Source organism: Jiangella alkaliphila, assembly GCF_900105925.1.
In the GTDB taxonomy this organism is placed as follows: domain Bacteria; phylum Actinomycetota; class Actinomycetes; order Jiangellales; family Jiangellaceae; genus Jiangella; species Jiangella alkaliphila.
The window spans coordinates 3,554,961-3,577,631 of sequence record NZ_LT629791.1; the positions used below are offsets into that span (position 1 = coordinate 3,554,961).

Below are 22,671 nucleotides of genomic sequence, written 5' to 3' on the forward strand. Positions count from 1 at the left end.
CGGCCGAGGCCCGCCGGTGCGGGCGCGACCTGGGGAGGTCACGCCCGCACCGGCCGGCCGCCGGGTCCTACAGCTCCCGGACTCGGATGTTGCGGAACTCGATCAGGTCGTTGTTGCCGTGGTTCTGCAACCCGATGTATCCGCTGAGGAACTGCCGCAGGTCGGTCGGCGGGTCACCCGCGCGAGACGACTGGATGCCGGGCACGTTGTCGAACTCGTTGATCACCACGCCGTTGCGGATGATCGTGTAGTGCTGGCCCTCGACCACGATCTCGTAGTCGTTCCACTCGCCCTTCGGAGTGGCGCCCGAGCCGGGCAGCGCGATCGGGTCGAAGTTGTAGACCGACCCGGTCTTCTGCGGCTCGCCGGTGGTGCCGTCGTAGATCTGGATCTCCTGGCCGCAGTAGATCGCGACCCAGGCCGGCGAGTTCACCGCGGCGCCGGTCCGGCCGCACTCCGGCCGTTCCGCCAGCGGCTGGTTCGGGTTCGGGAACCTGATGAACACACCGCTGTTGGCCCGCGTGGTGCCGGCCGAGACGTCGCGGAACTGCAGCCGCACCGAGTAGTCGGCGAACTCGCGTTCGGCGTACCAGAGCATGCCCAGCCCGCCGCGGCTGATGATCGTCCCGTCGCTCTGCAGCTCGAAGAAGCCGCTCGGCGCCATGGCCCAGCCCTCGAGGGACTCGGCGGTCCCGTCGAAGATGGCGTCCCAGCCGGTGTCGCCCGACGTGCCGATGTCGGACTGCGCGGCGAGCCGCGTCAGCGTCGACTTCTCGCGCGCCGTGATGACGCCGTCGGCCGACAGACCGTTGGCGGTGTCGGTGACGTGCCGGACGAACTGGCCGTGGTTCGGCCAGCTGCTCTCGTCGTCGATGAGGTCGTTGATCGTGCAGCCCTCGCCGACGACGTCGTTCGTCACGCCGGTGTCGGTGTCGCGCAGGAAGACCGTCCCGCGGTCGTCCGGCACGGCACACCCGACGGTGACCTCGACCTCGGTGGTCATGGTCTCGCCGTCCGCGTACGTCACCGTGAGCGTCGCGGTGTAGGTGCCCACCGAGGCGTAGGTGTGCCGCGGGTTGGCCTCGTCCGACGTCGCGCCGTCGCCGAAGTCCCACGCGTAGGACAGGCCGCCGGAACCGCCGCTGGTGAAGGCGATGGTCAGCGGCTTGTTCTGCACGGCTGTGGCCGAACCCGCCGCCACCGGGGTGGCCGGGCCGCCGTTGTAGACGACGCGGATCAGCTTCTGGTTGGGCGTGAGGCTGAAGAACCCGGTGCTGTAGTCGGACATGTAGAGCGCGCCGTCCGGGCCGAACCGCGACGTCATCATCCAGCCCTGCAGCTGGTCGTTGGCGCCACCATGCGGGATGATCGGCGTGAGGTTCTCCGCGAACAGCGGCGGGCTCTGGCTCTCGATGCCCTCCGGGTCGACGGTCACGGCGACACGGCTGCTCGAGCCGCAGTTGTCACCGATGATCCACTTGCCCTCCCAGTAGTCCGGCCAGGCGATGTCGCTGTCCGGGTCGGTCAGCGCCGCGCGGTAGGTCGGGCCGGTCATGATGGCCTGGCAGCCGCCGCTGCGCATGTACGGCCACGTGTACGTGGCGGTCGCGTTGGTGTACGTCGGGATGCCGTCGCCGCGGTCCGGGAAGACCGGCCCGCCGCCGCCGGGCGAGTACCAGATCATGTTGTCGCGGGCGTCCGGGATGTCCACCAGGCCGGTGTTGCGCGGCGAGGTGTTCAGCAGGTTGCCCTTGCAGTCGTACCAGCCGGTCAGCACCGACGCGTCGGTGTTGCTGCGGTCGCGGTACGGTTGCCGGTTGCCCATGCAGTACGGCCAGCCCTGGTTGCCCGCCGACGTGATGATCGTCGCCGTCTCGTACTTCGCCGGGCCGAGCTCAGCGCTCGGGTTGCCGGCGTCCGGGCCGACCCACGCGGCGTGCAAGTAGTCCGTCACGGGGTCCACGTAGAGGGTCGAGATGTTGCGCACGCCCATGACGTAGATCTCCGGACGGGTCTTGCCGCCGCCCTCCTCCTGGCCGGTGAACAGGTTGTCGTCGGGGATGGTGTACGTGCCGTCGGGCTCCGGGTGGATCCGCAGGATCTTGCCGTTCAGGTCGTTCGTGTTGCCCGACGTGCGACGGGCGTCCTGGAACGAGATGCCGGCGAACTCCTGGGTCCAGTTGTTGCCCGAGTAGCCGCTCGAGCCGCCGGAGGAGTTGCTGTCGCCGACGCCGATGTACAGGTTGCCCTCGGAGTCGAAGTCCATGCCACCGCCGGCGTGGCAGCAGCTGTGGATCTGGATCTCCCAGGAGAGCAGGTCGACCCGGGTGTCCTGGTCGATCGACTCGTTCTCGAAGTCGTACGTCAGCCGCGACACCGTCCGCTCGCCGGTCCGGCGCTCGCGGTCGATCGAGTCGTGCGGCATCCAGTAGACGTAGATCCAGCCGTTGTCGGCGAAGGACGGGTCCAGCGCGATGCCGACCAGGCCGTCCTCGGCCTTGGTCAGCTCACCGCCGGCGCCGCGGTTGCCGAACACGTCGAGCGTGGTCAGCAGCTTGACGTCGCCGCTGTCCGGGTCCCACTGGTGGATCGTGCCGCAGCCGAGGCCGACGTTCGGGTTGGCCCAGTCCACGATCGGGCCGGTGGGGCAGGACGCCTTGCCGATGTAGAAGACGGTGCCGTCGGCCGCGACGTCGAGGCCGTGCGGCTCGCCGTTCTGGTCCAGCTGGCCCGGCTGGTTGACCGCCGACAGGCGCTCGACGTCGTAGTTGGCGCCGATGGTGGCCTGGCAGTCACCGCGCACGAGACCGGTGGTCCACTGCAGCGCGCCGGTGAGGTGGCTGAGGAACTCGGCCTCGTCGTAGCTCCCGGCCGTGCCGCCCATGCCGGTGTAGAACGAGCGGCCGCCGTCGTAGTCACGACACCACGAGATCGGGTGGAAGGCGCCGTTCGCGCCGTCGCCCGGTGCGTAGGTGTGCTCCTGCACCTGCGCGACGGTGTGCACCGTGCCGACCGGGTTCGGGGCCCAGTTGGTCCAGCGGTCCGTGCGCGTGAGCGTGAGCGGCAGGCCGTCGTTGGCGGGGTGCTGGCGGTCGACGATGCTGACCGTCGCCTCCTGTGCCGGCACCGGCGGCGGCTCGACGATCTCGCCGGCGAAGAACTGCAGCTCGGCCAGCTGGGTGATCCCGTCGCCGGCGTTGCGGGTGATGTCCAGGCGGTAGTACTCGTAGGCCGTCGTGTTGGTGATCGTGTAGGCCTTGGTCTGGAACCGCTCCGGGAAGTCCTCGTTGGTCCGCCGATCGATGTCGACCCAGGTCGTCCCGTTGGTCGAGCCCTGCAGGGTCCAGTCCACCGGGTCCCGGCCCGCCTCGTCGTTCGCCGACGACAGCGCATACTGGTTCACGACGGCCGGCGCGGTCAGCCGGACGGTGATCTGCGCGGTCCGCACGAACCCGAGCCACTTGGTGTTGCCGTTGCCGTCGACCAGCTTCGGCGCGTCCTCGTTCGGCGGGTTGTTCGCGGTGGCGCTGACGGAGGCGACGTCCAGTGAGTCCGGCAGCGCGCCGACCGGCCGGGTGCCGATCAGGCCGGTGAACCACTGCGAGCGCTCCTGCGCCCGCGAGGCGTCACCGATGCCGAGGAAGCCGCCGCCGTCCTCGATGTAGGCCTCGAGCGCGTCCTCCTGCGACGGCGAGAGCTCGGTGCCGATCGCGGACAGGAAGACGACGCCCCGGTACGCGGCCAGGTTCGCAGCGGTGAAGCTGGCCGGGTCGGTCGACACGTCGACGCCGATGCTGCTGGCGGCGCCCAGTTCCTGGATGGCCGCGACGGCCGCCGCGACCGGGTCGTCCTGCTCAGCGGCCGCGCCGTGGAAGACCAGCACGTTGACGGCGCCGTCGGCGTTGTTCGCCTTCGAGGCCGTCAGTGCCTGGCGTGCGGCCGGGCTCGCGCTGTCGGCGGCGTCGGGGGACTTCGCGGCCGGCGCGCTGGAGGCGCTGGCCGACGGCTCGGGCGGCTCGGGCTGCCCCTGCGCGGGCAGCGCGCTCACACTGAGCGCCAGGACCGCCGTACTCGCCAGGACGACCGTCCGGCGCCACCGTGCGGATCGCGCCGGCGGTACTCCTTCCGGACGGACGAGGCTGGTGCGTCTCATCGTTGCTCCTTCGATCGATGTGCGCTCGTGCCTGTGCGTTCTCGGCCCTGATGGGTGTCAGTGGTCCGCGGGCGCGCTCAGCCCGCGTGGCCCGAATGGTCGCCAAGTCCTCCGTGGTGTGCGTGGTAGCGGTCGATCGCCTCCTGTGCGTGGTCGGGGATGCTGCCGTCCTCGTTGCGGACCAGGAAGATGCCGGCCATGCCGCCATCGGAGTGGAACTGCACGTGGCAGTGGTACATCCACGCGCCCGCGCCGACGCCCTCGCCGGCGATCACCTGGAACCCGAACGAGCTGCCCGGGTTGAGGTCCTTGTTGTCGACGGCCTGGGTGAGGTCGTTGGGCCCGTCGAGGTAGCCGGTGCGGGTGTCGGCCCACCGGTGCGCGTGCAGGTGGAAGGTGTGCTCCATGCTCCCGTGGCCGATGCACAGCCACTCGACCCGCTCGCCCAGGTTCGAGTCGAACATCGGCGCCTCGGGCGCCATCTTGTTGTTGATCGTCATGTCGTTGAACACGACGACGAACGTCTTGTCCGGCAGCAGGTCGCCCTTGCGGCGGACGATGAGACCGCCGTAGAGGCCCTTCTGGAGGCCCTGGGTGCCGTGGTCGCCGCCCAGCGCGTGGTCGTGGTAGTGCCAGTAGCCCGCGGTCCCCGGCAGCCACACACGGCCGCCGCCCGTCGACCGCTCGCGGGAACGCCACACGTAGGTGCGGGTCTCGCCGGGCTCGTTGAAGGAGTCGTTGAACGGCGCGCCGTCGGAGAAGACGTCGTAGTCGACACCGTGCGGGTGGATCGACAGCCGCTGGTTCGTCGTGTTGACCAGCTCGATCTCCAGCGTGTCGCCCTCGACGATCTCCAGCAGCGGGCCGGGGATGGTCGCCTCGCCGGGCGCCAGGCCGTAGCCGAACAGGCCGCCGGGCAGCGCCTCGGCGTAGATCGTCACGCGGCGGGTGGTGCCGGTCGCCTGCGCCGTCCGCATCCCTGGCACGGCGGCGGATCTGGGGCTCGCGGTCGCCGCGCTCGTGGTCGCGGCGACGGCGGGGAAGGCCGCACTCGCGACCGCGCCGGCCAGCACCGACCGGCGGGTGAGGTGCCCTAGCCAGCCGCGTCGGACGGGGTTGTCAGCCATGGGGTCTCCATTCCGTGAGTCCCGGGGCGCCTGCACCGGAGACCGGGGATCGGGTCGAGACCGCCGGGCAGCACGAACCCCCGACGGCCGCTGATCGACACCGACCCGTACATGGGATCGCACAGTAAAGGGGCTTTTGCATGCACGTCAACGGAAAGTTTCACGTTCGTCGACAAATGATCCGTCAAGTAACGCTTCGCAGCGACTGCGTTCCAGATCCGATGCGACCGAAAAGGCGCTGGTGTCGCCTGTGTCTGGGTGCGGTGCGGACGGTTTCCCGCACGCGCGCGGGTGGGCCGCCATCCCGGCGACGACTTAGGTCGAGCGACGGGGGACTTTTGCAAGTTACCGTGAGGTAACGGTTGTGTCAGCAGCGCCCCGCTCGGTACCGTCCGAGTCGTCAGTGGTGTGGGTCGCCGCAGGGGCAGAGCCGAGGTCTGTCCGGCGGCGTGAGGACCGGCGCGCAGCGGGCAGAGACTTGTCTGTGGCGCGACACCCATGGACGAGCGCACCCGGCGGTCCCGCACGACCGCCGGCCCAGGTCGTTCGTCCGAGGTGAGGTGTCGCATGCACCGGAGCACGTTCTCGTCGACGTCGCCCGGCCCTGTTCCGGCCACCCGCCCGCCACCGTGCCGGCCGCCGCCGGATCGCTCCTCGCGGGCCGGTCCGTCGCGGGTGTGACGGCGGCATCGTCGCCGGTAGGCGCCTTGATCCGCGCCGTCCGCGGATCGCGTCGCCGGCCGTACCGCAGTCGGCCGGCGCAGCGACGCCACGGGCACCCGGCGCGGTGACGATTCCGCGGCCACGACCCGCATGAGCGGGATGACTCGCGTCAGCGGGCGCTGGCCATGGCGAGCAGCGCCAGTACCGCGACCAGGCCGACGGACAGCCGCAAGCTCAGGTTGGGCTGCGCCGATCCGAGCAGCCAGCGGCGTAGTCGAGCACGTGGCCGCAGTCCGGTGATCGTGGGAGTCACGGCACCCCTCCAGTCCGCGACCGGCACAGCGCCGTCGTCGAGCCGACGACGCCTCGGTGCCGGGCGCATTCCACCCAGGCCGGGATTTCCTATGCGGCGCCGACGCGGAATGCCGGTCGCCCAGCGGCCGGCGGTACAAGCGGCCGGAAAGGAGCCGCCGGGATCGGGGGCCGTGCTCATGAATTGGGGCTGACGCCCTCAGGATGACTCACCGTGAAACGGCCGTCAATACCCATTTTCGCCCGGTGACCAGGCCGGTCACCAGGCGCCGCCGGCGCGGGCCGGCCCGGCGGCGCCCGATGCGCTCACCCGCCACTGGGGCCGGCGTCAGGCGGCCCAGCCCCAGTGGCGGCGCTGGGCGTCGACGGCCCAGGAGGAGATGCGGTCGCGGTCGGCCTCGGGCGGCAGCGGCGAGCGGCCGTCGTCGAGCGCCGTCCGCACCTCCGCCTCGACCGCGGTGATCTCGGCCGACACCTCGTCGCGGCAGGCCTCGCCGCGCTTGACCGCGAGCACCCGAGCCTGCTCGTCCGGGCGCAGCGGCAGGCTGAGCCGTCCGTCCAGCGCGATCTCGCGGCCCTGGTAGGCCAGCCGCAGCGCGTGGCTGCCGTACTTGACGTCCCAGCCGTACCGCTCGACCAGCTCGGGGCGGTTCGGCACCCGGCCCCGGCGGCCGCCGCCGAGCATGCGCTCGTGCTGGGCCGTCATGTAGCCGAGGAACCGCTCGACCGACTGTCGCGACAGGAAAGCGCCGGCCAGGGCCCGCAACTCCTCGCCGAGCGGGGTGCGTACCACCAGGTCCGCCTCGGGCGCGTACAGCGGCAGCAGCACCGTCGGGTTCCCCTTCAACGCGAGCTTGAGGTACTTGCGCAGCGAGTAGAGGACGAGGTCGGTGTCGCCGTGGCCGGACCGCACGCCTTCGGGCTGGGTGCGCCAGATGTAATGCGGCTGACGGGGGAGCAGGCCGACGACGCGCTCGGGCGGCTCGATGTAGACGCCCAGCTCGTCGTGGTCGTCGGTGCCGGCGATCGCGATGCCGTGCACGCCGGAGCCGACCACCGAGCGCAGGATCTCGTTGGGCAGCGCGATGCCGGGGTCGCCGTACTCGACGTTGGGTCGCTGGATCGCCTCCATGCCGCCATGGTCTCGTCCGCGGCCGTTCCGCGGCGAGCGAATTACCGGCCGGTTCGGCCGTCGATCAGCTCGCGCAGGATGTCCAGGTGCCCGGCGTGCCGGCCGGTCTCCTCGATCAGGTGGACGAGCGCCCACCGCATCGACGGCGCCGGCCTGCCGCGGCGGCCCGCGTGCGCAGGCCGCTCGAGGTCGTCGCAGGCGGCGATGACCTCGTCGGTGGCGGCGATGGCCTCGCGGTAGCCATGCACGACGCCGTCCGTGGTCTCGTCCGGGCCGGCGTGGAAGGTGGCCGGCCAGCTGGGCACGTCCTGCCCGAGGAGGACGAAGCGCTCGACGTGGGTCAGGTGCTTGACCAGCCCGAGCAGGTTCGTGCCGGACGCGACGCCGGGCGTGCGCACGTCCGGTTCGGGCACGCCGGCCACCTTCGCGAGGACGCTCTCGCGCAGGTAGTCGAGGAACCCGGTGAGGACGTCCTTCTCGCTCGAGCCGGTGCGGGGTGGGGGCTGGTCGCGGCGGCGCTTCGTCGGCATGGCCCCAGTGTCCGGTCCGCCCGGCCGGCGCCGCCCCTCGTCGTGCAGATCTGCAAACTCAGGTCTCGTGCAGGTGGACACGCTCGCCCTGGGAGCCGAAGATCGCGATGACCTCCGCCGGCCGGTCGTCGGCCGGGTTGCCGATCCAGTGCGGCGTCCGGGTGTCGAACTCGGCCGCCTCGCCCGTGCCGATGACGTGCTGCTCGCCGCCCAGGACCAGCTGGACGGCGCCCGTCAGCACGTAGAACCACTCGTGCCCGTCGTGTGTGCGCAACTCCGGCGGCGGGAGCGTCGCCGCCGGCGGGTAGACCACTTTGTACGCCTGGACGCCGCCTGCCAGCCTGGTCAGCGGCACGAAGGTCAGGCCGAAGCGGCGCACCGGGTGCAGGTGCACGCGCGGATCGCCCACGCGCGGGGCGTCGACCAGCTCGCCGATCGGCACGCCGTACGCACGCGAGAGCGGCAGCAGCTGGCCCAGCGTCGGCTGCACGCGGCCGGTCTCCAGGCGCGACAGTGTGCTCGGCGTGATCCCGGTCCGCTCCGACAGCTCCGCCAGCGTCAGACCGGCCCGGCGCCTGAGCCGGCGCAGCCGCGCGCCCACGGCGCGGAGCACAGCGTCGTCCTCGTCACCCATACGTGCAAGATACGCGGTGTCAGGCGAAGGACTCCGGGACCATGCGGACGGCCACGCTGACCCGGTTCCAGGCGTTGATCGTCGTGATCACCATGATCAGCTGGGCCAGTTGCGCGTCGTCGTAGTGGGCGCGGGCCTGTTCCCAGACCTCGTCCGGCACCCGCGGCGCGCCCTCGCTGAGCCGCGTCATCGACTCCGCCAGCGCGAACGCCGCCCGCTCGGCCGGGCTGAAGAACGGGCCCTCGTCCCAGGCGGCGACGGCGTAGACGCGGGCCGGGGTCTCGCCGCCCTTGACGAGGTCGTGGCTGTGCGAGTCGACGCAGTAGGCGCAGCCGTTGACCTGGCTGACCCGCAGTTTCACCAGGTCGAGCAGGCCGGCGGGGAGGTCGCCCTCGTGGGCGCGGCTGTCCAGTGCGGTCAGTGCCCTGTACGCCGCGGGGGCGAGGGCGGCGATGTCCATGCGTGTCATGTCTCCCACGCTAGGCGGCCCCATTGGTCTCGTTGAAGTGACAATCCGTATCTGGTTGATTGGTCCAATGGAGTTCCACGTCAGCCTCGACGGCCGGGGCGACCTCGTCGCGCGCATCTACCGGTCCCTGCGCGACGGCGTCCGCGACGGCCGGCTGCGCCCCGGCGACCGGCTGCCGCCGACCCGCGAGCTGGCCCGGACGCTGGACGTGTCACGCGGCACGGTGGCGACGGCGTACGAGCGGCTGACCGCCGAGGGCTTCCTCGTCGGCCGGGTCGGCGCGGGGACGTATGTCGCCTCGGGCGCGACGGCGATGGGCGCGCCGCCGGTCCGCGTCACCGCGGGCGGGTTGCGGCCGCGGCGGGAATGGGCGGACGTGCCGGCGGTCTGGCCGGCGGGCGCGCCGGTGCGGTACGACTTCAAGATCGGGACGCCCGATGCCCGGCTGTTCCCCTACGACACCTGGCGGCGGCTGGTCGCGGCCGAGTGGCGGCGCGGCCGCGAGCCGTCGGGCTACGCCGACCCGGCCGGGCACCCGGACCTGCGCGCCGCCGTCGCGCGCTACGTCGGATACGCCCGGTCCGTGCTGGCCGGCGCCGACGACGTCGTCGTGACCGGAGGCGCCCAGCAGGCCCTCGACCTCGTCGCACGGGTGCTGCTCGCGCCGGGCGACGTCGTCGCCGTCGAGGAGCCCGGGTACCCGCCGGCGCGGGCGGCGTTCGCGGCGCACGGTGCGCGGGTCGTGGGCGTGCCGGTCGACGGCGACGGTCTGGTGATTTCGCGGCTGCCTGCGACGGCGCGGCTGGTGTACGTCACGCCGTCGCACCAGTTCCCGCTCGGAGTCGCGATGTCGCTGCGGCGCCGGCTCGAGCTGCTGGCCTGGGCCGACGCGCACGACGCCGCCGTCGTCGAGGACGACTACGACAGCGAGTACCGATTCGCCGACCGCCCGCTGGAGCCACTGCACGGGCTCGACGCCGGCGGGCGGGTCGTGTACGTGGGGACGTTCTCGAAGACACTGCTGCCCGGGCTGCGGCTCGGCTTCGCCGTCGTGCCGCCGTCGCTGCGCGGGGCCGTCCGGGAGGCCCGGCGGGTCGCCGACGGTCACGGGCCGGTGGCGACGGAGGCCGCGCTGGCCCGGTTCATGGACGAGGGCCTGCTCGCGCGGCACATCCGGCGGACGGCGAAGGTGTACGCGCAGCGGCGGTCGCTGCTGCTGGCCGGGCTGGCCGGGCCGGCCGGTGTGCTGGCGCCGTACCTCGAAGCGGTGCCGTCTGCGGCCGGGCTGCACGTGTGCGCGCTGGCCCGTCCAGGCGTCGACGTCGTGGCCGTGGTCGAGCGGGCGCGGGCCGCCGGTGTGCGCGTCGCGGCCCTCGGCCAGTACCGGGCCGAGGCGGGCGGGCAGGGCGGGCCGGACGGGCTGGTGCTCGGGTACGGCGCGATCGACGCCGCCGACGTGCCGGCCGGACTGCACCGGCTCGCGGCGGTGTTCCGAGCGGTCACGCCGGGCTGAAGCCGCCACCTGCCAGCACCGGGACGACGTCGCTCGCGTCGCGCTCGGCCGCGATGTCGACGTCGTCGGGGAAGCCGTAGGCGATCAGCTCGCGGCCGGACGCGCAGTCGCGCAGCGTGGCGGCGAGGTCCGGTGCGGCGTCGGCGGCGGCCCGGGCGGCGACGGCCTCGGGGGACAGGTGCGCGGCGTTGAGCGCTTCGACGATCGCGCCCGCGCCGAGCAGGTCCTCCAGCGCTGGGCGCAGGCTGCCGTCCGGCCAGCGCTCGCCCGCGGGGACGACGGCGACCGGCCGGTCCGCGGTGCCGTAGCCGGACGCCGTCAGCCACCGCCCGACGGCGGCCGCGTTGCGCAGGCAGCCCGCGACGACGGCGACGGCGGGATCGCCGGACGCCGCTGCGGCGATGGCCGACCCGTTCGGCGACGGCAGCACGAGCCGCGGCGTGACCGGGGCCGCCCGCAACGCCGCCGGCGACAGCGACCACGGCGACCGCGCACTCGCCGCTCCGCGCCCGACGGCCAGCTGCGCGCCGACGGCGTCCGCGTAGGCCGCGGCAGTCTCGTCGCGCCAGGCGTACGGATACACGGTCGTGCCCGCGTCGGTCGCGACCGACACCGCCGTCGTGAACGACAGCACGTCGACGACGACCAGGCAGGCGACGTGCGGGGCGAGCCGCCGTGCGCCGGCCGGCCCCCAGTCGACCCGCACGCCGTAGCCGTCCTGGTCCCATGCGCCCACCCGCCGATTCTGTCCGACGTTGTCGGTACCGGGTGACTAGGAGAGCCGGTGCGGGGTGCCGAGCCAGGGTGACCGTTGCTGGGGCTATACCCGGCCCGACGACATCGGATGATTGGGTGGGTCCATGGCGGACCTGAAGACGGAGCTGCACCTCAAACTGCAGCAGGGGCGCGACGGGCTGGTGTCCAAGCTCGACGGGCTGGGTGAGTACGACCTGCGCCGGCCGTTGACGCCCACCGGCACCAACCTGCTCGGGCTGGTCAAGCACCTGGCCTCCATGGAGTACGGCTATCTGGGCACCTGCTTCGGCCGGCCGCCGCCCGAGACGCTGGCCTGGGAGGAGGACGGCTCCATCTGGGAGGGCGCCGACATGTGGGCGACGCCCGATGAGTCCAGCGAGTACATCGTCGGGCTGTACCGGCGGGCCAACGCGCACGGCGACCGCACCATCGCCGAGCTCGACCTCGACGCGCCGGGACGGGTGCCGCACTGGCCGGCCGAGCGCGCCGACTCCACCCTGGGCGTCCTGCTCATCCGCATGGTCGCCGAGACCGCCCAGCACGCCGGCCACGCCGACATCGTCCGCGAGCTCATCGACGGCAGGGCCGGCGCCAACCACGACGACTTCGGCGGCGACGCGACCTGGCGCGCCTACCTGGCCCGCATCCAGGAGGCCGCCGACGTCTTCGCGCCGCCGTGAGCGACGGCGGCCGCGGGCGTCAGGTCAGCGCGTCATACGGTGCGACGGGCACCAGCTCGCGCACCGCGTCGGCGAGGTCGGCGTCGAGGGTGACGAACGCGTCGGCCTGCAGCTGCGTCAGGGCGACGTACTCGGCGTCGTAGGTGCCGGGCCAGCCGAGCTGGTCGGCGATGCGCCACGCGACGGCCTGGAGCACCCGGTCACCGAGCAGCCGGATGCGCAGCGAGCGCACGTAGTCGAGCCGGCGGTCGGCCTCCTTCTTCGTCAGCTCGACCCGGCGCACCGCCTCGTAGAGCTGCGCCAGCAGCTGCGACCGGAGCAGCGTCGGCGCCACCAGCTGGTGCTCGCCACTGACGGCGGCCGCCTCCGCGGCGAGCCGGAACGCCACGTCCGCACCGATCACGTACCTGGTCACGGCGCCAGCGTACGCGGCCGGACGTAGCGCGTACGCGCCTCGACGTAGCGGAGATGGGTCCGCTGGACGGACGCGCCGCGGGTGGCCGACGCGAAGACTGACCGCCATGCCGATTCGCGCTCTCACCCGTGTCCTGTCCACCGCTGCCCTGTCGACCGTCGTCCTGTCCGCCGTCGTGGTCACCGCCGGCGGCGTCACCACCGGGGACGTCCCCACCACCAGGCCGCCAGCGACGACGGAGGCCGCGGAACCGCCCGATCCGGGGGTCGTCCGGATCGACTCCGGCCGGCTGCGCGGCAGCGTCGCCGGCGACCACGTCACCTACACCGGCATCCCGTACGCCGCACCACCGGTGGGGGAGCGGCGATGGCAGCCGCCGGTTCGGCCGCGGCCGTGGCAGGGGGTCCGCGACGCCACGACGCCGAGTCCGTACTGTGCGCGCAGCGGCGGCCCCGGCGTCGTCGTCGGGCAGGAGGACTGCCTGTACCTCGACGTCACCGTGCCGACCGATGTCGAGCGCGGCGAACGGCTGCCGGTGCTGGTGTGGGTGCACGGCGGCAGCTTCAACTCCGGCGGCGCCCGCGAGGTCGACACCGCCCGGCTGGCGACCGCGGGCGACGTCATCGTCGTGGACATCAACTACCGGCTCGGCGCGCTCGGCTTTCTCTCCGCCTCGGCGATCGACACCGCCGGCGGGAACTACGGGCTGATGGACCAGGCAGAGGCGCTGCGCTGGGTGCGTCGCAACGCGGCTCGGTTCGGCGGCGACCCGGGCAACGTCACGCTGGCCGGTGAGTCGGCGGGCGCCCGCTCGGTCTGCTCGCACCTCGCCTCGCCGGGCTCGCGCGGCCTGTTCGACCGGGCGATCATCCAGAGCGGTGCCTGCGACAACGCCGTCCCGACGCTGGCCGAGGCGCAGGCGTTCGGCGCGCAGGCGACGACGGACCTCGGTTGCGACGACGCCGCCGACGTGGCCGCGTGCCTGCGGGACCTCCCCACCGTGCAGCTGGTCGGGGTGCTCGGGCAGGTCGGCTTTGCGGTCAACGGCCGGGTCGCGGACCGGCCGTGGAACCCGGTCGCCGGAACGCCGCTGCTGCCCCGTCAGCCGGCCGACGCCCTGCGCGACGGGTCGGCCGCGCGGGTTCCGTTGCTGATCGGCACCACCCGCGACGAGATGCGGGCCTTCCTCTCCGGCGCGCCGGTGACGGCGGACCTCTACCGCACCATGGTCACCGGCGCCTTCGGTGCCGACGCGGCCACGGTGCTGGCGGAGTACCCGGTGGGCGACTACGACCGCCCGGCGCTCGCGCTGGCCACCGTCCTCGGCGACTGGGGCGGCATGATCGGCGCCTGCCCCGTGCTGCGCAGCGCCGACGCCGCCGCCGTCCACCAGACGGTCTACGCCTACGAGTTCGCGGAGGACAGCGGCCGGGTCGTCGAGGGCTTCCCGATGGGCGCGTACCACGGCTCGGATCTGTCGTACTTCTGGGACCTCGACACCGACTGGCCGCCCCCGCCGCTCAACCCGGACCAGGAGCGGTTGTCCGCGACGATGATCGAGTACTGGACGGCGTTCGTGCGCACCGGCGACCCGAACGGCCCCGGCCGTCCGCACTGGTCCGAGTTCGGCTCGACGGGTAGCGTGCTCGGCCTGTCGACCAGCGCGATCGCCCCGACGCCGCTCGCGGCCGACCACCGCTGCGACCTGTGGGCGACCCTGCCGCGATGAGTTTCGGGGCGCTGCGAAGTCGGTACCCCCTAGTCGAAGTCGACCGACGAAGGAGCGGACAGATGGGCAAGGTCTTCAGTCACATGACGATGTCTCTGGACGGTTTCATCGCCGAGCCGGACGACCAGATCGGCGAGCTGTTCGAGTGGTACGGGGCCGGCGACGTCGTGGTGCCCAGCGCCAACGAGGACATCTCGTTCCATCTCGACGAGCCGGGCGCGGCGATGCTGCGCGAGCTGACCGAGGACACCGGTGCGCTCATCGTCGGCCGGCGGCTGTTCGACATCACCGACGGCTGGGGTGACCGGCACCCCGTCGGCGCCCCGGTCGTCGTGGTGACGCACCGGCCGCCGGACGACGCGGCCGCGAAGTGGCCCAACACCACGTTCGTCGACGGCGTCGCGGCGGGGGTCGAGCGGGCGAAGCAGATCGCCGGGGACCAGAACGTGACGATCGCCAGCGCGAACATCACCCAGCAGGCGCTGGCGCTCGGCCTGGTCGACGAGGTGTGCGTCAGCCTCGTGCCGGTGCTGTTCGGCGAGGGCATCCCGTACTTCTCGACGCTGGAGGGCGGGCACCAGTTGCTCGAGGACCCGGTGGTCGTCCAGGGCCGGCGCGCCGTGCACCTGCGCTACCCGGTCCGGCGCTGACGACGGACAGGAGAACCGGACCATGCCGCTCGACCTGTTCGCCGGGATCTACGTCCGTGACTACGCCGCGGTGCAGCCGTGGTACGTGCGGCTGCTCGGTTCCGAGCCGACCTTCCTCGCCATGGAGACGGAGGCCGTGTGGCAGCTCGCCGAGCACCGCTGGCTCTACGTCAAGCAGCACCGTGACCACGGCGGCCACGCCGTCCTCGCGATCATGGTCGACGACCTGGACGCTCACGTGGCGCGGATCGCCGAGCGCGGGGTCGAACCGGCGGAGTGGGAGGTCTACGGGCCGGACGTCCGCAAGGCGGTCTACCGCGACGCCGAGGGCAACGAGGTCGGCTTCGGCGTCATCCCCGGCTGACGGTCGCGGTGACGTCCTCCAACGTCGACGGGCCGACGTCGGCCGCGGCGCCGGCGAAGGCGCGGATCAGCGGCGTCTGGGCGCTGGTGCGCCACACCAGCGCCCACTCCGTCGGCGGTGCGTCGTGGATCGGCACGAAGCAGACACCGGGATGGGCGGCGTAGAGGCTCGCCTGCGCACCGATCGGCGTCACGCACTCGCCCGCGGCGACCAGGGTCAGGATCTCGTGGACGGTGCGCGGCCGGGGTCCGCGCCGCGGGACGGGACGCCCCGACGGGGTGTGGGCGGGCAGCAGGGCCTCCAGCCAGTAGTCGGGGAACCGCCCTGCCGGGTCGATGCGGACGTGGTCGGCGAGGTCTTCCAGCGACACCGACGCCCGGCCGGCCAGCTCGTGGCCGGCCGCGACCGCCAGCACCCGGCCCACCGTGAAGACCGTCGGCCCCACAGTGAGGTCCGGCTCGCGGACCGGCCGCCAGAGCACGACGACGTCGGCCTGCTCCGATCGCAGCGGCCCGAACGGGTCGCTGAAGTGAATCTCGCGGATCTCCAGATCGCAGCCGGGATTGCCGCGCCGGAACCGGCCGAGAACTCTGAGGAAGAGCGAGCTGTCGTTTCCCATGACACCGAGCCGCAATGTACCGACGACGCCGCTCGCGGTCTCGGTCGCCCGGGCGAGGCCGGTCCTGATGGCGTCGTAGCCGGCCCGGAGATCGTCGCGCAGTTGCGCACCGAGCGGCGTCAACGTCACGTGGCGGCTGGTCCGCTCGAACAGCAGCCCGCCGACGCGACGCTCCTGCTTCTTGATCGACTGGCTGACCCGGGCGGGGGTGAGATGCAGCCGCTCGGCGGTGCGTCCGAAATGCAGTTCCTCGGACAACGTCAAGAAGATCTCGATGTCCCGCAGCTCCATATGCCGGATTATGAACCATTTGTTAATGCTTCCTGATCGTTCTCGTCATTGATCGCCGATCGGCGCGCCCACGACTCTGGTGCCCCACGACGGAGACGGAGAGGGAGGGCGCGCATGTCGTACGCGATCCGGGCCGAGGGCCTGGTCAAACGCTACGGAGACAAGGTGGCGCTGGACGGCGTCGATCTGGAGGTGCCGGCCGGCACGGTGGTCGGCGTCCTCGGGCCGAACGGCGCGGGCAAGACGACCATGGTCCGGATCCTGGCGACGCTGCTGCGGCCCGACGACGGCCGGGCCACGGTCGGCGGTCACGACGTGGTCCGCGATCCCGTGCGGGTGCGCCACCTGATCGGCGTCACCGGCCAGTACGCGTCCGTCGACGAGGGCATGTCCGGCACCGCGAACCTCGTGCTGCTGGGGCGCCTGCTGCACCTGCCGGGCCGCGCCGCGAAGGCGCGAGCCGCGGAGCTGCTCGAGCGGTTCGAGCTGACCGACGCCGCGTCGCGCCCGATCGCCACCTACTCCGGCGGGATGCGCCGCCGGCTCGATCTCGCGGCGAGCCTCGTCGGGCGGCCCAGCGTCCTGTACCTGGACGAGCCGACCACCGGGCTCGACCCGCACATCCGCAACGAGCTGTGGCGCGTCGTCCGGGAGCTGGTCGTGGACGGCTGCACGGTGCTGCTCACCACCCAGTACCTGGAGGAGGCCGACCAGCTGGCGAACCGGATCGCCGTGTTCGACCACGGCCGGGTCGTCGCCGAGGGCGGATCCGGCGAGCTCAAGCGCCGGATCGGCGGCCAGATCCTGCAGGTGCGACCGGCCGATCCGGCCGACGCGCGCGAGGTGCGCCGGATCCTCGCCGAGGTGACCGGCGTGCTGCCCGGCCAGGACGAGAACTCCGGTCTGCTCGCCGTGCCGGCGCCGGACCCACTGGCGCTCGCCGCCGTCGTGCGCGGCCTCGACGCCGCCGGCATCGCCACCGACGACGTCGGGCTGCGGCTGCCCAGCCTGGACGACGTCTTCCTCGCGCTCACCGGCACGACGGCGGTCGCCGAGCGGACACCGGCATGAGCGCGCACTCCGTCCTGCCCGGGGCGGCGGGATCCCCGTTGCGGATCACCCCGGCCCAGGCCGTCGGCCAGAGCCTGACCCTCGCCCGGCGAGGCGCCGCCCGGTTCGTGACGGCGCCGGCCGACCTCGCCAACGTCGTCCTCACCCCGGTGATCTTCCTGCTGATGTTCGCCTATCTCTTCGGCGGCGCCATCTCCGGCGGCGACACCGACGCGTACCTGCGGCTGATCGTGCCGGGCATCATGGTCATGACGGTGTTCCAGGCCAGCGTGGGCGTCGGGGCGGCACTGAGCGCCGACCTGTCCACCGGCGTGTTCGACCGGCTCCGGACGATGCCGATCGCCCGCTCCGCGCCGCTGGCCGGCGCCGTCCTGGCCGATGTCGTCCGCTACCTGATCTCGCTCGGTGTGCTGCTCGCCCTCGCGCTCGTCATGGGCTACCGGATCGACACCGGCCCGCTCGAGACGCTCACCGCCGTCGCCGTGCTGATCGCCTTCGCGCTCAGCTTCTCGTGGCTCTCCGTCTTCCTCGGCATGCTGGTGGCGACGCCGGGCGCAGTGCACGGCCTGATGACGATCCTGATCCTGCCGCTGACGTTCGCCAGCAACGTGTTCGTGTCCGCGCAGACCATGCCCGGCTGGCTGGAAGCCTGGTCGAGTGTGAACCCGGTCAGCCTGATGGCCGACACGGTGCGCGGACTGCTGGGCGGGGGAGAGGTCGCTCAGCCGATGCTCGGCAGCCTCGCCTGGATGGCCGGGATTGGTGCGGTGTTCCTGCCGCTCGCGATGGCGGCCTACCGGAAGAAGGTGAAGTGAGAGGTGGGCTCCCGCACCTGGACTCGAACCAGGAACCCTCTGATTAACAGTCAGATGCTCTGCCAATTGAGCTATGCGGGATGGTGTGGACCGAAGGTTCCGGCCGACGCTGAACTTTAGCAGGCGAGGGGCCCCGGATCCCAATCGGTTCCGGGGCTCACGCGCCTCAGCCGAGGACGTGCTCGTCGTAGCGTTTGCGCATCAGCGCGACCACCTCGTCGGGGTCGGCGGCCCAGACGTCGGCGTTGAAGATCTCGACCTCGATGGGGCCGTCGAAGCCGGCGGCGTCGACCAGCCGGCGGAAGTGCCGGAAGTCGATGTGGCCGTCGCCCATCATGCCGCGGGACAGCAGCGCGTCCGCCGGGAAGGGGGTGATCCAGTCGCACACCTGGAAGCTGGCGATGCGGCCGGCCGACCGCGCGATCGCCGCCTCGACCGTCGGGTCCCACCAGACGTGGAAGGTGTCGACGACGACGCCGACGGAGGACGGGGCGAAGGGTGCGGCCATGTCCAGGGCCTGGTCGAGCGTCGACAGCACGCCGCGGTCGGCGCAGTAGAGCGGGTGCATGGGCTCCAGCGCCAGCCGGACGCCCGCGGCCTCGGCGTACGGGACCAGCGCGGCCACGCCGTCGGCGACCCGGGCGCGGGCGCCGGCGAGATCCCGCGACCCGGACGGCAGCCCGCCGACCACCAGGACCAGGCAGTCCGCGCCCAGCGCGGCCGCCTCGTCGATCGCCCGGCGGTTGTCGTCCAGCGCCGCTTCGCGGGCGGCACCCGGGAACTCGGTGATGAACCCGCCCCGGCACAGCGACGACACCCGCAGACCGGCGTCGGCGACCAGCCGGGCCGCCTCGGCGACGCCGCAGGCCTGCACCGGCTCGCGCCACAACCCGATCCACTGGAGACCGGCCCGGACGCAGCCGTCGACGGCCTCGGCGACCGACCAGCGCTCGGTCGTCCGCTGGTTCAGCGACAGCCGGTCCATCACGCCACCCCGGACGTCGCGAGCAGCGACGACATCCGCGCAGCGGCCAGCGGCGGGTCCGGGAACAGCCCGGCCGCGTCGGCCAGTTCGAACGTCCGCACCAGGTGGGGGAGCGACCGCGCGCTCTGCAGCCCGCCGACCATGACGAACCCCGGCTGCAGGCCGGACAGCCAGGCGAGGAACGCGATGCCGGCCTTGTAGTAATAGGTGGGCTCGCCGAACACCTGCCGGGCCAGCGGCACGGTCGGCGCGAACGCGTCGTCGTACGCGGACAGGTCGCCGCGGTCCAGCGCCTGCAGCGCCGCCGACGCCGCCGGCGCGATGGCCGCGAAGATCCCGAGCAGCGCGTCCGACGAACCGCGGATCAGCGACGGGTAGTTGTAGTCGTCGCCGGTGTACAGCCGCACCCCGGCGGGCAGCCGCGGCCGCAGCGCCTCCTCGAACGACGCGTCCAGCAGCGACACCTTGATGCCGTCGACCTTCGCCGCGTGGTCCTCGATCAGCGCCACCACGTGGTCGGCTGCCACGTTCACGTCGTCGTCGCCCCAGTAGCTGGCCAGCGCGGGGTCGAACATCGGGCCGAGCCAGTGCAGGATCACCGGCGACGACGCCTGGGCGAGCAGCCGGTCGTAGACCTTGCGGTAGTCGTCGGGGCCGGACGCGACGGCGGCCAGCTGGCGGCTGGCCATGAGGATGACCTGCGCGCCGGCGCCCTCGACGACCTCGAGCTGTTCCTCGTAGGCGGCCGCGACCGCGTCGAGGCCGGACGCGGGCGCCGTCAGCTGGTCGGTCCCCGCGCCGGCCGCGATGCGCCCACCGGCGGCGCGCGCCTCGGCGGCGCTGCGCCGGATCAGCTCCTGGGTCGCCGCCCAGTCCAGGCCCATGCCGCGCTGCGCGGTGTCCATCGCCTCGGCGACGCCCAGCCCGTACGACCACAGGTGCCGCCGGAACGCCAGCGTGTGTTCCCAGTCGACGACGGCGGGCGCGCCGGGCCGGTTCTCGCCCAGCGGGTCGGCGACGACGTGCGCGGCGGCGAACGCGACCCGGGACGTGAACGGCGCCGACGGCCGCGTCCACGCTCGCGGTTCGCCCATCGTGTACGTCCGTAGCGCGCCGTCCGCGCCCGGCAGCCGCAAGGACGTCGCGCCGCTCACAGCGTCAGCTCCGGCAGCTCGACCCGGCACGCGCCGTCGGACGACTGGAGCCCGGCCTGCGCGAGCCGGACGCCGCGGGCACCGGCGAGGAAGTCGTAGGGGTGCGGCGCGTCCTCCGTCACGTGCCGCACGAACTGCTCCCATTGCGCCTTGAACCCGTTCTGCGGCGGCGAGTTGTCGGGCACCTCCTGCCACTGGTCGCGGTAGCGCCGCTCGTCGGCGATGTCGGGGTTCCACGTCGGCCGCGGCGTCGCGGTGCGCGGCTGGATGACGCAGTGGTGCAGCCCCGCGACGGCGCTGCCAAGCGTGCCGTCGACCTGCAGCTCCAGCAGCTCGTCGCGGTGCACGCGGACCGCCCACGACGAGTTGAACTGCGCGACGACACCGCCGGCCAGCTCGAAGATCGCGTAGGCGGCGTCGTCGGCGGTGACGTCGTAGCGCCGGCCCCGCTCGTCCCACCGCTCCGGGATGTGCGTGACGGCGCGCGCCGTCACCGCCTCGACCCGGCCGAACAGGTTCGTCAGCACGTAGTCCCAGTGGCAGAACATGTCGACGACGATGCCGCCGCCGTCCTCGCTGCGGTAGTTCCAGCTGGGCCGCTGCGCCTCCTGCCAGTCGCCCTCGAACACCCAGTAGCCGAACTCGCCGCGCACCGAGAGGATGCGGCCGAAGAACCCGCTCTCGATCAGGCGGCGCAGCTTCAGCAGCCCGGGCAGGAACAGCTTGTCGTGCACGACGCCGTTCTTCACGCCCGCGGTCCTGGCCTGCTTGGCCAGCGTCAGCGCGCCCTCGACGGTCTCGGATACCGGCTTCTCGGTGTAGACGTGCTTGCCGGCGTCGATCGCCTTGACGATCGACTCCTCGCGCACCGAGGTCAGCTGGGCGTCGAAGTAGACGACGTTCTCGGCGTCGCCGAGCGCGGCATCGAGGTCGGTCGTCCACCGCTCCAGGCCGTGCCGCGTCGCGATGTCGCGCAGCTTCTCCTCGCTGCGGCCCACCAGGACCGGGTCGAGCGTGACGCGGGAGCCGTCAGACAGCTCGACCCCGCCCTGCTCGTTGATCGCGAGGATCGACCGGACCAGATGCTGCCGGTACCCCATCCGGCCGGTGACGCCGTTCATCACGACACCGAGCGACTTGACTGCCATGCCACCTCCTGTGGAAAGCGCTTGCCCACACACCGTACGGTGTCGCGGCGCGGGCGCGCAAGCTCTGGTGTTACGGGGATGTCACCAGGTGGCGGGCGGTGCGGGGTGAATTAGTCGGCCCACCTGGCCAAATCCGCCGCTGGTGGGGAAGGCGCTTACCTGGTGATGGTATGGTCCCGCGTCGCCCGGGACGCCGAAACGATCAGGTGACGTAACGCCCCGATTCGCCGGCGCTTCGTCACCTGATCATCTTCGGCAGAACGATCAGGTGACACAACGGCGGTCGGATCGCGACGGCGCCACGCTTGCCGGTCAGCCCGGGGCGGCGGGGCGGGTGCTCTGGCGCAGGACCACCTCGCCCTTGATGCGCCGGATGCGCGGCTTGGTCCGCTCGGCCGCGCTGAGCACCAGCTCGAACGCCGACGCGCCGACCTTCTCCAGCGGCAGCCGGACCGTCGTCAGGGCCGGGTTGATGTCGCGCAGCGTGCTGATGTCGTCGAAGCCGGCCAGGCCGAGGTCGCGGGGGATCTCGAGGTCCTGCTCGCGGCCGGCCACCATCGCGCCGACCGCCATGACGTCGTTGACGGCGAAGACGCAGTCCAGCTCGCCGATGCGGCCGAGCAGCGCGCGCATGGCCTGGTAGCCGCCGTCGCGGGTGAAGGCGCCGTGGACGACGAAGGCGGGGTCGAGGTCGACGCCGGAGCGGCCGAGGCCCTCGCGGAACCCGTGCACGCGGTCGCGCGCGGTGAGCATGGCGTCGGGGCCGGCCAGCACGCCGAACCGCCGGTAGCCGAGCGCGACGAGTTCGGTGGCGAGGTCGCGGGCGCCGAGCCGGTTCTCGATGACGACGGTGTCGACCGGCAGCTGCTTCTGCGAGATCGCGACGACGTTGCCGCCGTCGTTCTCGAAGATGTCGATCTCGCGGCGCAACGCCTCGGCGACGTGGCTGTCGTCCATGCGGCTGCCGGCGAGGATGACGGCGCGACTGCGCTGGCCGCGCAGCGCGACGAGGTAGTCGACCTCGCGCTCGGGACGGCGCAGCGTGCTGCCGAGCGTGACGAGGACGTGGTGGCCCTCGGCGGCCTCCATGACGCCGGCGGCGATGGAGGAGAAGTACGGGTCGGCGATGTCGTGCACCACCAGGCCGACGACGTTGGTGCGGCCGCGCGCCATGGCCTGCGCCTGCGCGTTGGCGGCGTAGTTGAGGCTGCGGGCGGCCGCGAGCACCCGCTCGCGGAGGTCGTCGCCGACCCTGCGGGTGCTGCCGTTCAGCGCGCGCGACGCCGTGGCCAACGAGACGCCCGCCCGGGCCGCGACGTCCATCAGCGTGACGGAGCCGCGCGGTTGCTCGGCCATGGGTCTCCCGTCGTCCGTAGGAATGCGCTTCCACGATAGACCTCGCGGGCCCGTCCGGATCGCAGGACGACGCCGGACCCACTACGTCAGCATGTTAGTTTGTCT

General features: G+C 72.5%; 21 protein-coding genes and 1 tRNA gene. 7 read left to right on the forward strand and 15 right to left on the reverse strand.

Annotated features, from left to right (window positions below; genetic code table 11):
• Nucleotides 1-67: 67 nt before the first annotated feature.
• From BLV05_RS16215 to BLV05_RS16240, 7 genes are all read right to left on the reverse strand, one after another.
• Nucleotides 68-4,153, reverse strand: a complete 4,086-nt coding sequence (locus tag BLV05_RS16215; RefSeq protein ID WP_046768040.1) for a ThuA domain-containing protein — start codon at nt 4,151-4,153, stop codon at nt 68-70.
• A 77-nt stretch (nt 4,154-4,230) separates the two neighbouring features.
• Entirely contained in the window at nt 4,231-5,280 is a 1,050-nt protein-coding gene (locus tag BLV05_RS16220; protein WP_046768041.1) for a multicopper oxidase domain-containing protein, read from the reverse strand.
• A gap of 832 nt (nt 5,281-6,112) precedes the next feature.
• Nucleotides 6,113-6,256, reverse strand: a complete 144-nt coding sequence (locus tag BLV05_RS35825; protein ID WP_157524263.1) for a hypothetical protein — start codon at nt 6,254-6,256, stop codon at nt 6,113-6,115.
• Nucleotides 6,257-6,583: 327 nt separating this feature from the next.
• Nucleotides 6,584-7,387 (reverse strand): nucleotidyltransferase domain-containing protein, encoded by an 804-nt coding sequence (locus BLV05_RS16225; RefSeq protein ID WP_052762324.1) that lies wholly within the window; start codon nt 7,385-7,387, stop codon nt 6,584-6,586.
• Nucleotides 7,388-7,428: 41 nt separating this feature from the next.
• A complete protein-coding gene (locus BLV05_RS16230; RefSeq protein WP_046768042.1) occupies nt 7,429-7,917 on the reverse strand; it encodes a DinB family protein in 489 nt (162 codons plus the stop codon).
• Nucleotides 7,918-7,975: 58 nt separating this feature from the next.
• Nucleotides 7,976-8,551 (reverse strand): XRE family transcriptional regulator, encoded by a 576-nt coding sequence (locus BLV05_RS16235; protein WP_046768043.1) that lies wholly within the window; start codon nt 8,549-8,551, stop codon nt 7,976-7,978.
• Between the two features lie 19 nt (nt 8,552-8,570).
• Nucleotides 8,571-9,020 carry a carboxymuconolactone decarboxylase family protein gene (locus BLV05_RS16240; protein WP_046768044.1) on the reverse strand — a complete coding sequence of 150 codons (450 nt, stop codon included), beginning with the start codon at nt 9,018-9,020 and terminating at the stop codon, nt 8,571-8,573.
• 67 nt (nt 9,021-9,087) lie between these two features.
• Here BLV05_RS16240 and pdxR point away from each other — a divergent pair, with 67 nt between their 5' ends.
• Nucleotides 9,088-10,533, forward strand: coding sequence for a MocR-like pyridoxine biosynthesis transcription factor PdxR (gene pdxR, locus BLV05_RS16245; RefSeq protein ID WP_046768045.1), 1,446 nt, complete (start codon nt 9,088-9,090; stop codon nt 10,531-10,533).
• On the opposite strand, the gene BLV05_RS16250 is transcribed toward pdxR, so the two are convergent.
• Nucleotides 10,520-11,269, reverse strand: coding sequence for a 2-phosphosulfolactate phosphatase (locus BLV05_RS16250; protein WP_046768046.1), 750 nt, complete (start codon nt 11,267-11,269; stop codon nt 10,520-10,522). The genes pdxR and BLV05_RS16250 overlap by 14 nt on opposite strands.
• A gap of 124 nt (nt 11,270-11,393) precedes the next feature.
• Between BLV05_RS16250 and BLV05_RS16255 the strand changes: the two genes are divergently transcribed.
• Nucleotides 11,394-11,969 (forward strand): DinB family protein, encoded by a 576-nt coding sequence (locus BLV05_RS16255; RefSeq protein WP_046768047.1) that lies wholly within the window; start codon nt 11,394-11,396, stop codon nt 11,967-11,969.
• Between the two features lie 19 nt (nt 11,970-11,988).
• Here BLV05_RS16255 and BLV05_RS16260 read toward each other — a convergent pair whose 3' ends face one another.
• On the reverse strand, nt 11,989-12,384 hold the full coding sequence (locus tag BLV05_RS16260) for a type II toxin-antitoxin system VapC family toxin (RefSeq protein WP_046768048.1): 396 nt from the start codon (nt 12,382-12,384) through the stop codon (nt 11,989-11,991).
• Between the two features lie 106 nt (nt 12,385-12,490).
• Between BLV05_RS16260 and BLV05_RS16265 the strand changes: the two genes are divergently transcribed.
• The 3 genes from BLV05_RS16265 to BLV05_RS16275 all read left to right on the forward strand — a co-directional run bounded on the left by BLV05_RS16265 (nt 12,491) and on the right by BLV05_RS16275 (nt 15,127).
• Nucleotides 12,491-14,113, forward strand: coding sequence for a carboxylesterase/lipase family protein (locus BLV05_RS16265; RefSeq protein WP_082155108.1), 1,623 nt, complete (start codon nt 12,491-12,493; stop codon nt 14,111-14,113).
• A gap of 62 nt (nt 14,114-14,175) precedes the next feature.
• The gene (locus BLV05_RS16270) at nt 14,176-14,763 is read left to right on the forward strand and encodes a dihydrofolate reductase family protein (protein ID WP_046768049.1); all 588 of its coding nucleotides are present in this window, start codon (nt 14,176-14,178) and stop codon (nt 14,761-14,763) included.
• 22 nt (nt 14,764-14,785) lie between these two features.
• Nucleotides 14,786-15,127 carry a VOC family protein gene (locus BLV05_RS16275; RefSeq protein WP_046768050.1) on the forward strand — a complete coding sequence of 114 codons (342 nt, stop codon included), beginning with the start codon at nt 14,786-14,788 and terminating at the stop codon, nt 15,125-15,127.
• On the opposite strand, the gene BLV05_RS16280 is transcribed toward BLV05_RS16275, so the two are convergent.
• A complete protein-coding gene (locus BLV05_RS16280) occupies nt 15,114-16,037 on the reverse strand; it encodes a LysR family transcriptional regulator (protein WP_046768051.1) in 924 nt (307 codons plus the stop codon). The two genes, BLV05_RS16275 and BLV05_RS16280, sit on opposite strands and share 14 nt — an antisense overlap.
• A 114-nt stretch (nt 16,038-16,151) precedes the next feature.
• On the opposite strand from BLV05_RS16280, the gene BLV05_RS16285 reads away from it, so the two are divergent.
• Entirely contained in the window at nt 16,152-17,108 is a 957-nt protein-coding gene (locus tag BLV05_RS16285; RefSeq protein ID WP_046768052.1) for an ATP-binding cassette domain-containing protein, read from the forward strand.
• Nucleotides 17,105-17,923, forward strand: coding sequence for an ABC transporter permease (locus tag BLV05_RS16290; RefSeq protein ID WP_046768053.1), 819 nt, complete (start codon nt 17,105-17,107; stop codon nt 17,921-17,923). The genes BLV05_RS16285 and BLV05_RS16290 overlap by 4 nt, the downstream gene beginning before the upstream one ends.
• 8 nt (nt 17,924-17,931) lie before the next feature.
• Here the strand turns inward: BLV05_RS16290 and BLV05_RS16295 are convergent.
• The 5 genes from BLV05_RS16295 to BLV05_RS16315 form a co-directional block, all read right to left on the reverse strand.
• Nucleotides 17,932-18,004: transfer RNA gene (locus BLV05_RS16295), tRNA-Asn, on the reverse strand.
• Nucleotides 18,005-18,089: 85 nt separating this feature from the next.
• Nucleotides 18,090-18,908: a sugar phosphate isomerase/epimerase family protein gene (locus BLV05_RS16300; RefSeq protein WP_046768054.1), complete on the reverse strand. Its 819-nt coding sequence runs from the start codon at nt 18,906-18,908 to the stop codon at nt 18,090-18,092.
• Complete coding sequence (locus BLV05_RS16305) at nt 18,908-20,002, reverse strand: DUF993 family protein (RefSeq protein WP_046768184.1); 1,095 nt, start codon at nt 20,000-20,002, stop codon at nt 18,908-18,910. The genes BLV05_RS16300 and BLV05_RS16305 overlap by 1 nt, the downstream gene beginning before the upstream one ends.
• 56 nt (nt 20,003-20,058) lie before the next feature.
• On the reverse strand, nt 20,059-21,210 hold the full coding sequence (locus BLV05_RS16310; RefSeq protein ID WP_046768055.1) for a Gfo/Idh/MocA family protein: 1,152 nt from the start codon (nt 21,208-21,210) through the stop codon (nt 20,059-20,061).
• Between the two features lie 312 nt (nt 21,211-21,522).
• On the reverse strand, nt 21,523-22,566 hold the full coding sequence (locus BLV05_RS16315) for a LacI family DNA-binding transcriptional regulator (RefSeq protein ID WP_046768056.1): 1,044 nt from the start codon (nt 22,564-22,566) through the stop codon (nt 21,523-21,525).
• Nucleotides 22,567-22,671: the final 105 nt, after the last annotated feature.

What these genes read in the sequence shown, in the direction of transcription:
- BLV05_RS16235 (WP_046768043.1), bottom strand. Translation starts at nt 8,551, where the DNA reads ATGGGTGACGAGGACGACGCTGTGCTCCGCGCCGTGGGCGCGCGGCTG.
- BLV05_RS16315 (WP_046768056.1), bottom strand. Translation starts at nt 22,566, where the DNA reads ATGGCCGAGCAACCGCGCGGCTCCGTCACGCTGATGGACGTCGCGGCC.
- BLV05_RS16285 (WP_046768052.1), top strand. Translation starts at nt 16,152, where the DNA reads ATGTCGTACGCGATCCGGGCCGAGGGCCTGGTCAAACGCTACGGAGAC.
- BLV05_RS16265 (WP_082155108.1), top strand. Translation starts at nt 12,491, where the DNA reads ATGCCGATTCGCGCTCTCACCCGTGTCCTGTCCACCGCTGCCCTGTCG.
- BLV05_RS16215 (WP_046768040.1), bottom strand. Translation starts at nt 4,153, where the DNA reads ATGAGACGCACCAGCCTCGTCCGTCCGGAAGGAGTACCGCCGGCGCGA.
- BLV05_RS16270 (WP_046768049.1), top strand. Translation starts at nt 14,176, where the DNA reads ATGGGCAAGGTCTTCAGTCACATGACGATGTCTCTGGACGGTTTCATC.
- BLV05_RS16225 (WP_052762324.1), bottom strand. Translation starts at nt 7,387, where the DNA reads ATGGAGGCGATCCAGCGACCCAACGTCGAGTACGGCGACCCCGGCATC.
- BLV05_RS16290 (WP_046768053.1), top strand. Translation starts at nt 17,105, where the DNA reads ATGAGCGCGCACTCCGTCCTGCCCGGGGCGGCGGGATCCCCGTTGCGG.
- pdxR (WP_046768045.1), top strand. Translation starts at nt 9,088, where the DNA reads ATGGAGTTCCACGTCAGCCTCGACGGCCGGGGCGACCTCGTCGCGCGC.
- BLV05_RS16240 (WP_046768044.1), bottom strand. Translation starts at nt 9,020, where the DNA reads ATGACACGCATGGACATCGCCGCCCTCGCCCCCGCGGCGTACAGGGCA.
- BLV05_RS16230 (WP_046768042.1), bottom strand. Translation starts at nt 7,917, where the DNA reads ATGCCGACGAAGCGCCGCCGCGACCAGCCCCCACCCCGCACCGGCTCG.
- BLV05_RS16305 (WP_046768184.1), bottom strand. Translation starts at nt 20,002, where the DNA reads ATGGGCGAACCGCGAGCGTGGACGCGGCCGTCGGCGCCGTTCACGTCC.
- BLV05_RS16310 (WP_046768055.1), bottom strand. Translation starts at nt 21,210, where the DNA reads ATGGCAGTCAAGTCGCTCGGTGTCGTGATGAACGGCGTCACCGGCCGG.
- BLV05_RS16220 (WP_046768041.1), bottom strand. Translation starts at nt 5,280, where the DNA reads ATGGCTGACAACCCCGTCCGACGCGGCTGGCTAGGGCACCTCACCCGC.
- BLV05_RS16255 (WP_046768047.1), top strand. Translation starts at nt 11,394, where the DNA reads ATGGCGGACCTGAAGACGGAGCTGCACCTCAAACTGCAGCAGGGGCGC.
- BLV05_RS16280 (WP_046768051.1), bottom strand. Translation starts at nt 16,037, where the DNA reads ATGGAGCTGCGGGACATCGAGATCTTCTTGACGTTGTCCGAGGAACTG.
- BLV05_RS16275 (WP_046768050.1), top strand. Translation starts at nt 14,786, where the DNA reads ATGCCGCTCGACCTGTTCGCCGGGATCTACGTCCGTGACTACGCCGCG.
- BLV05_RS16300 (WP_046768054.1), bottom strand. Translation starts at nt 18,908, where the DNA reads ATGGACCGGCTGTCGCTGAACCAGCGGACGACCGAGCGCTGGTCGGTC.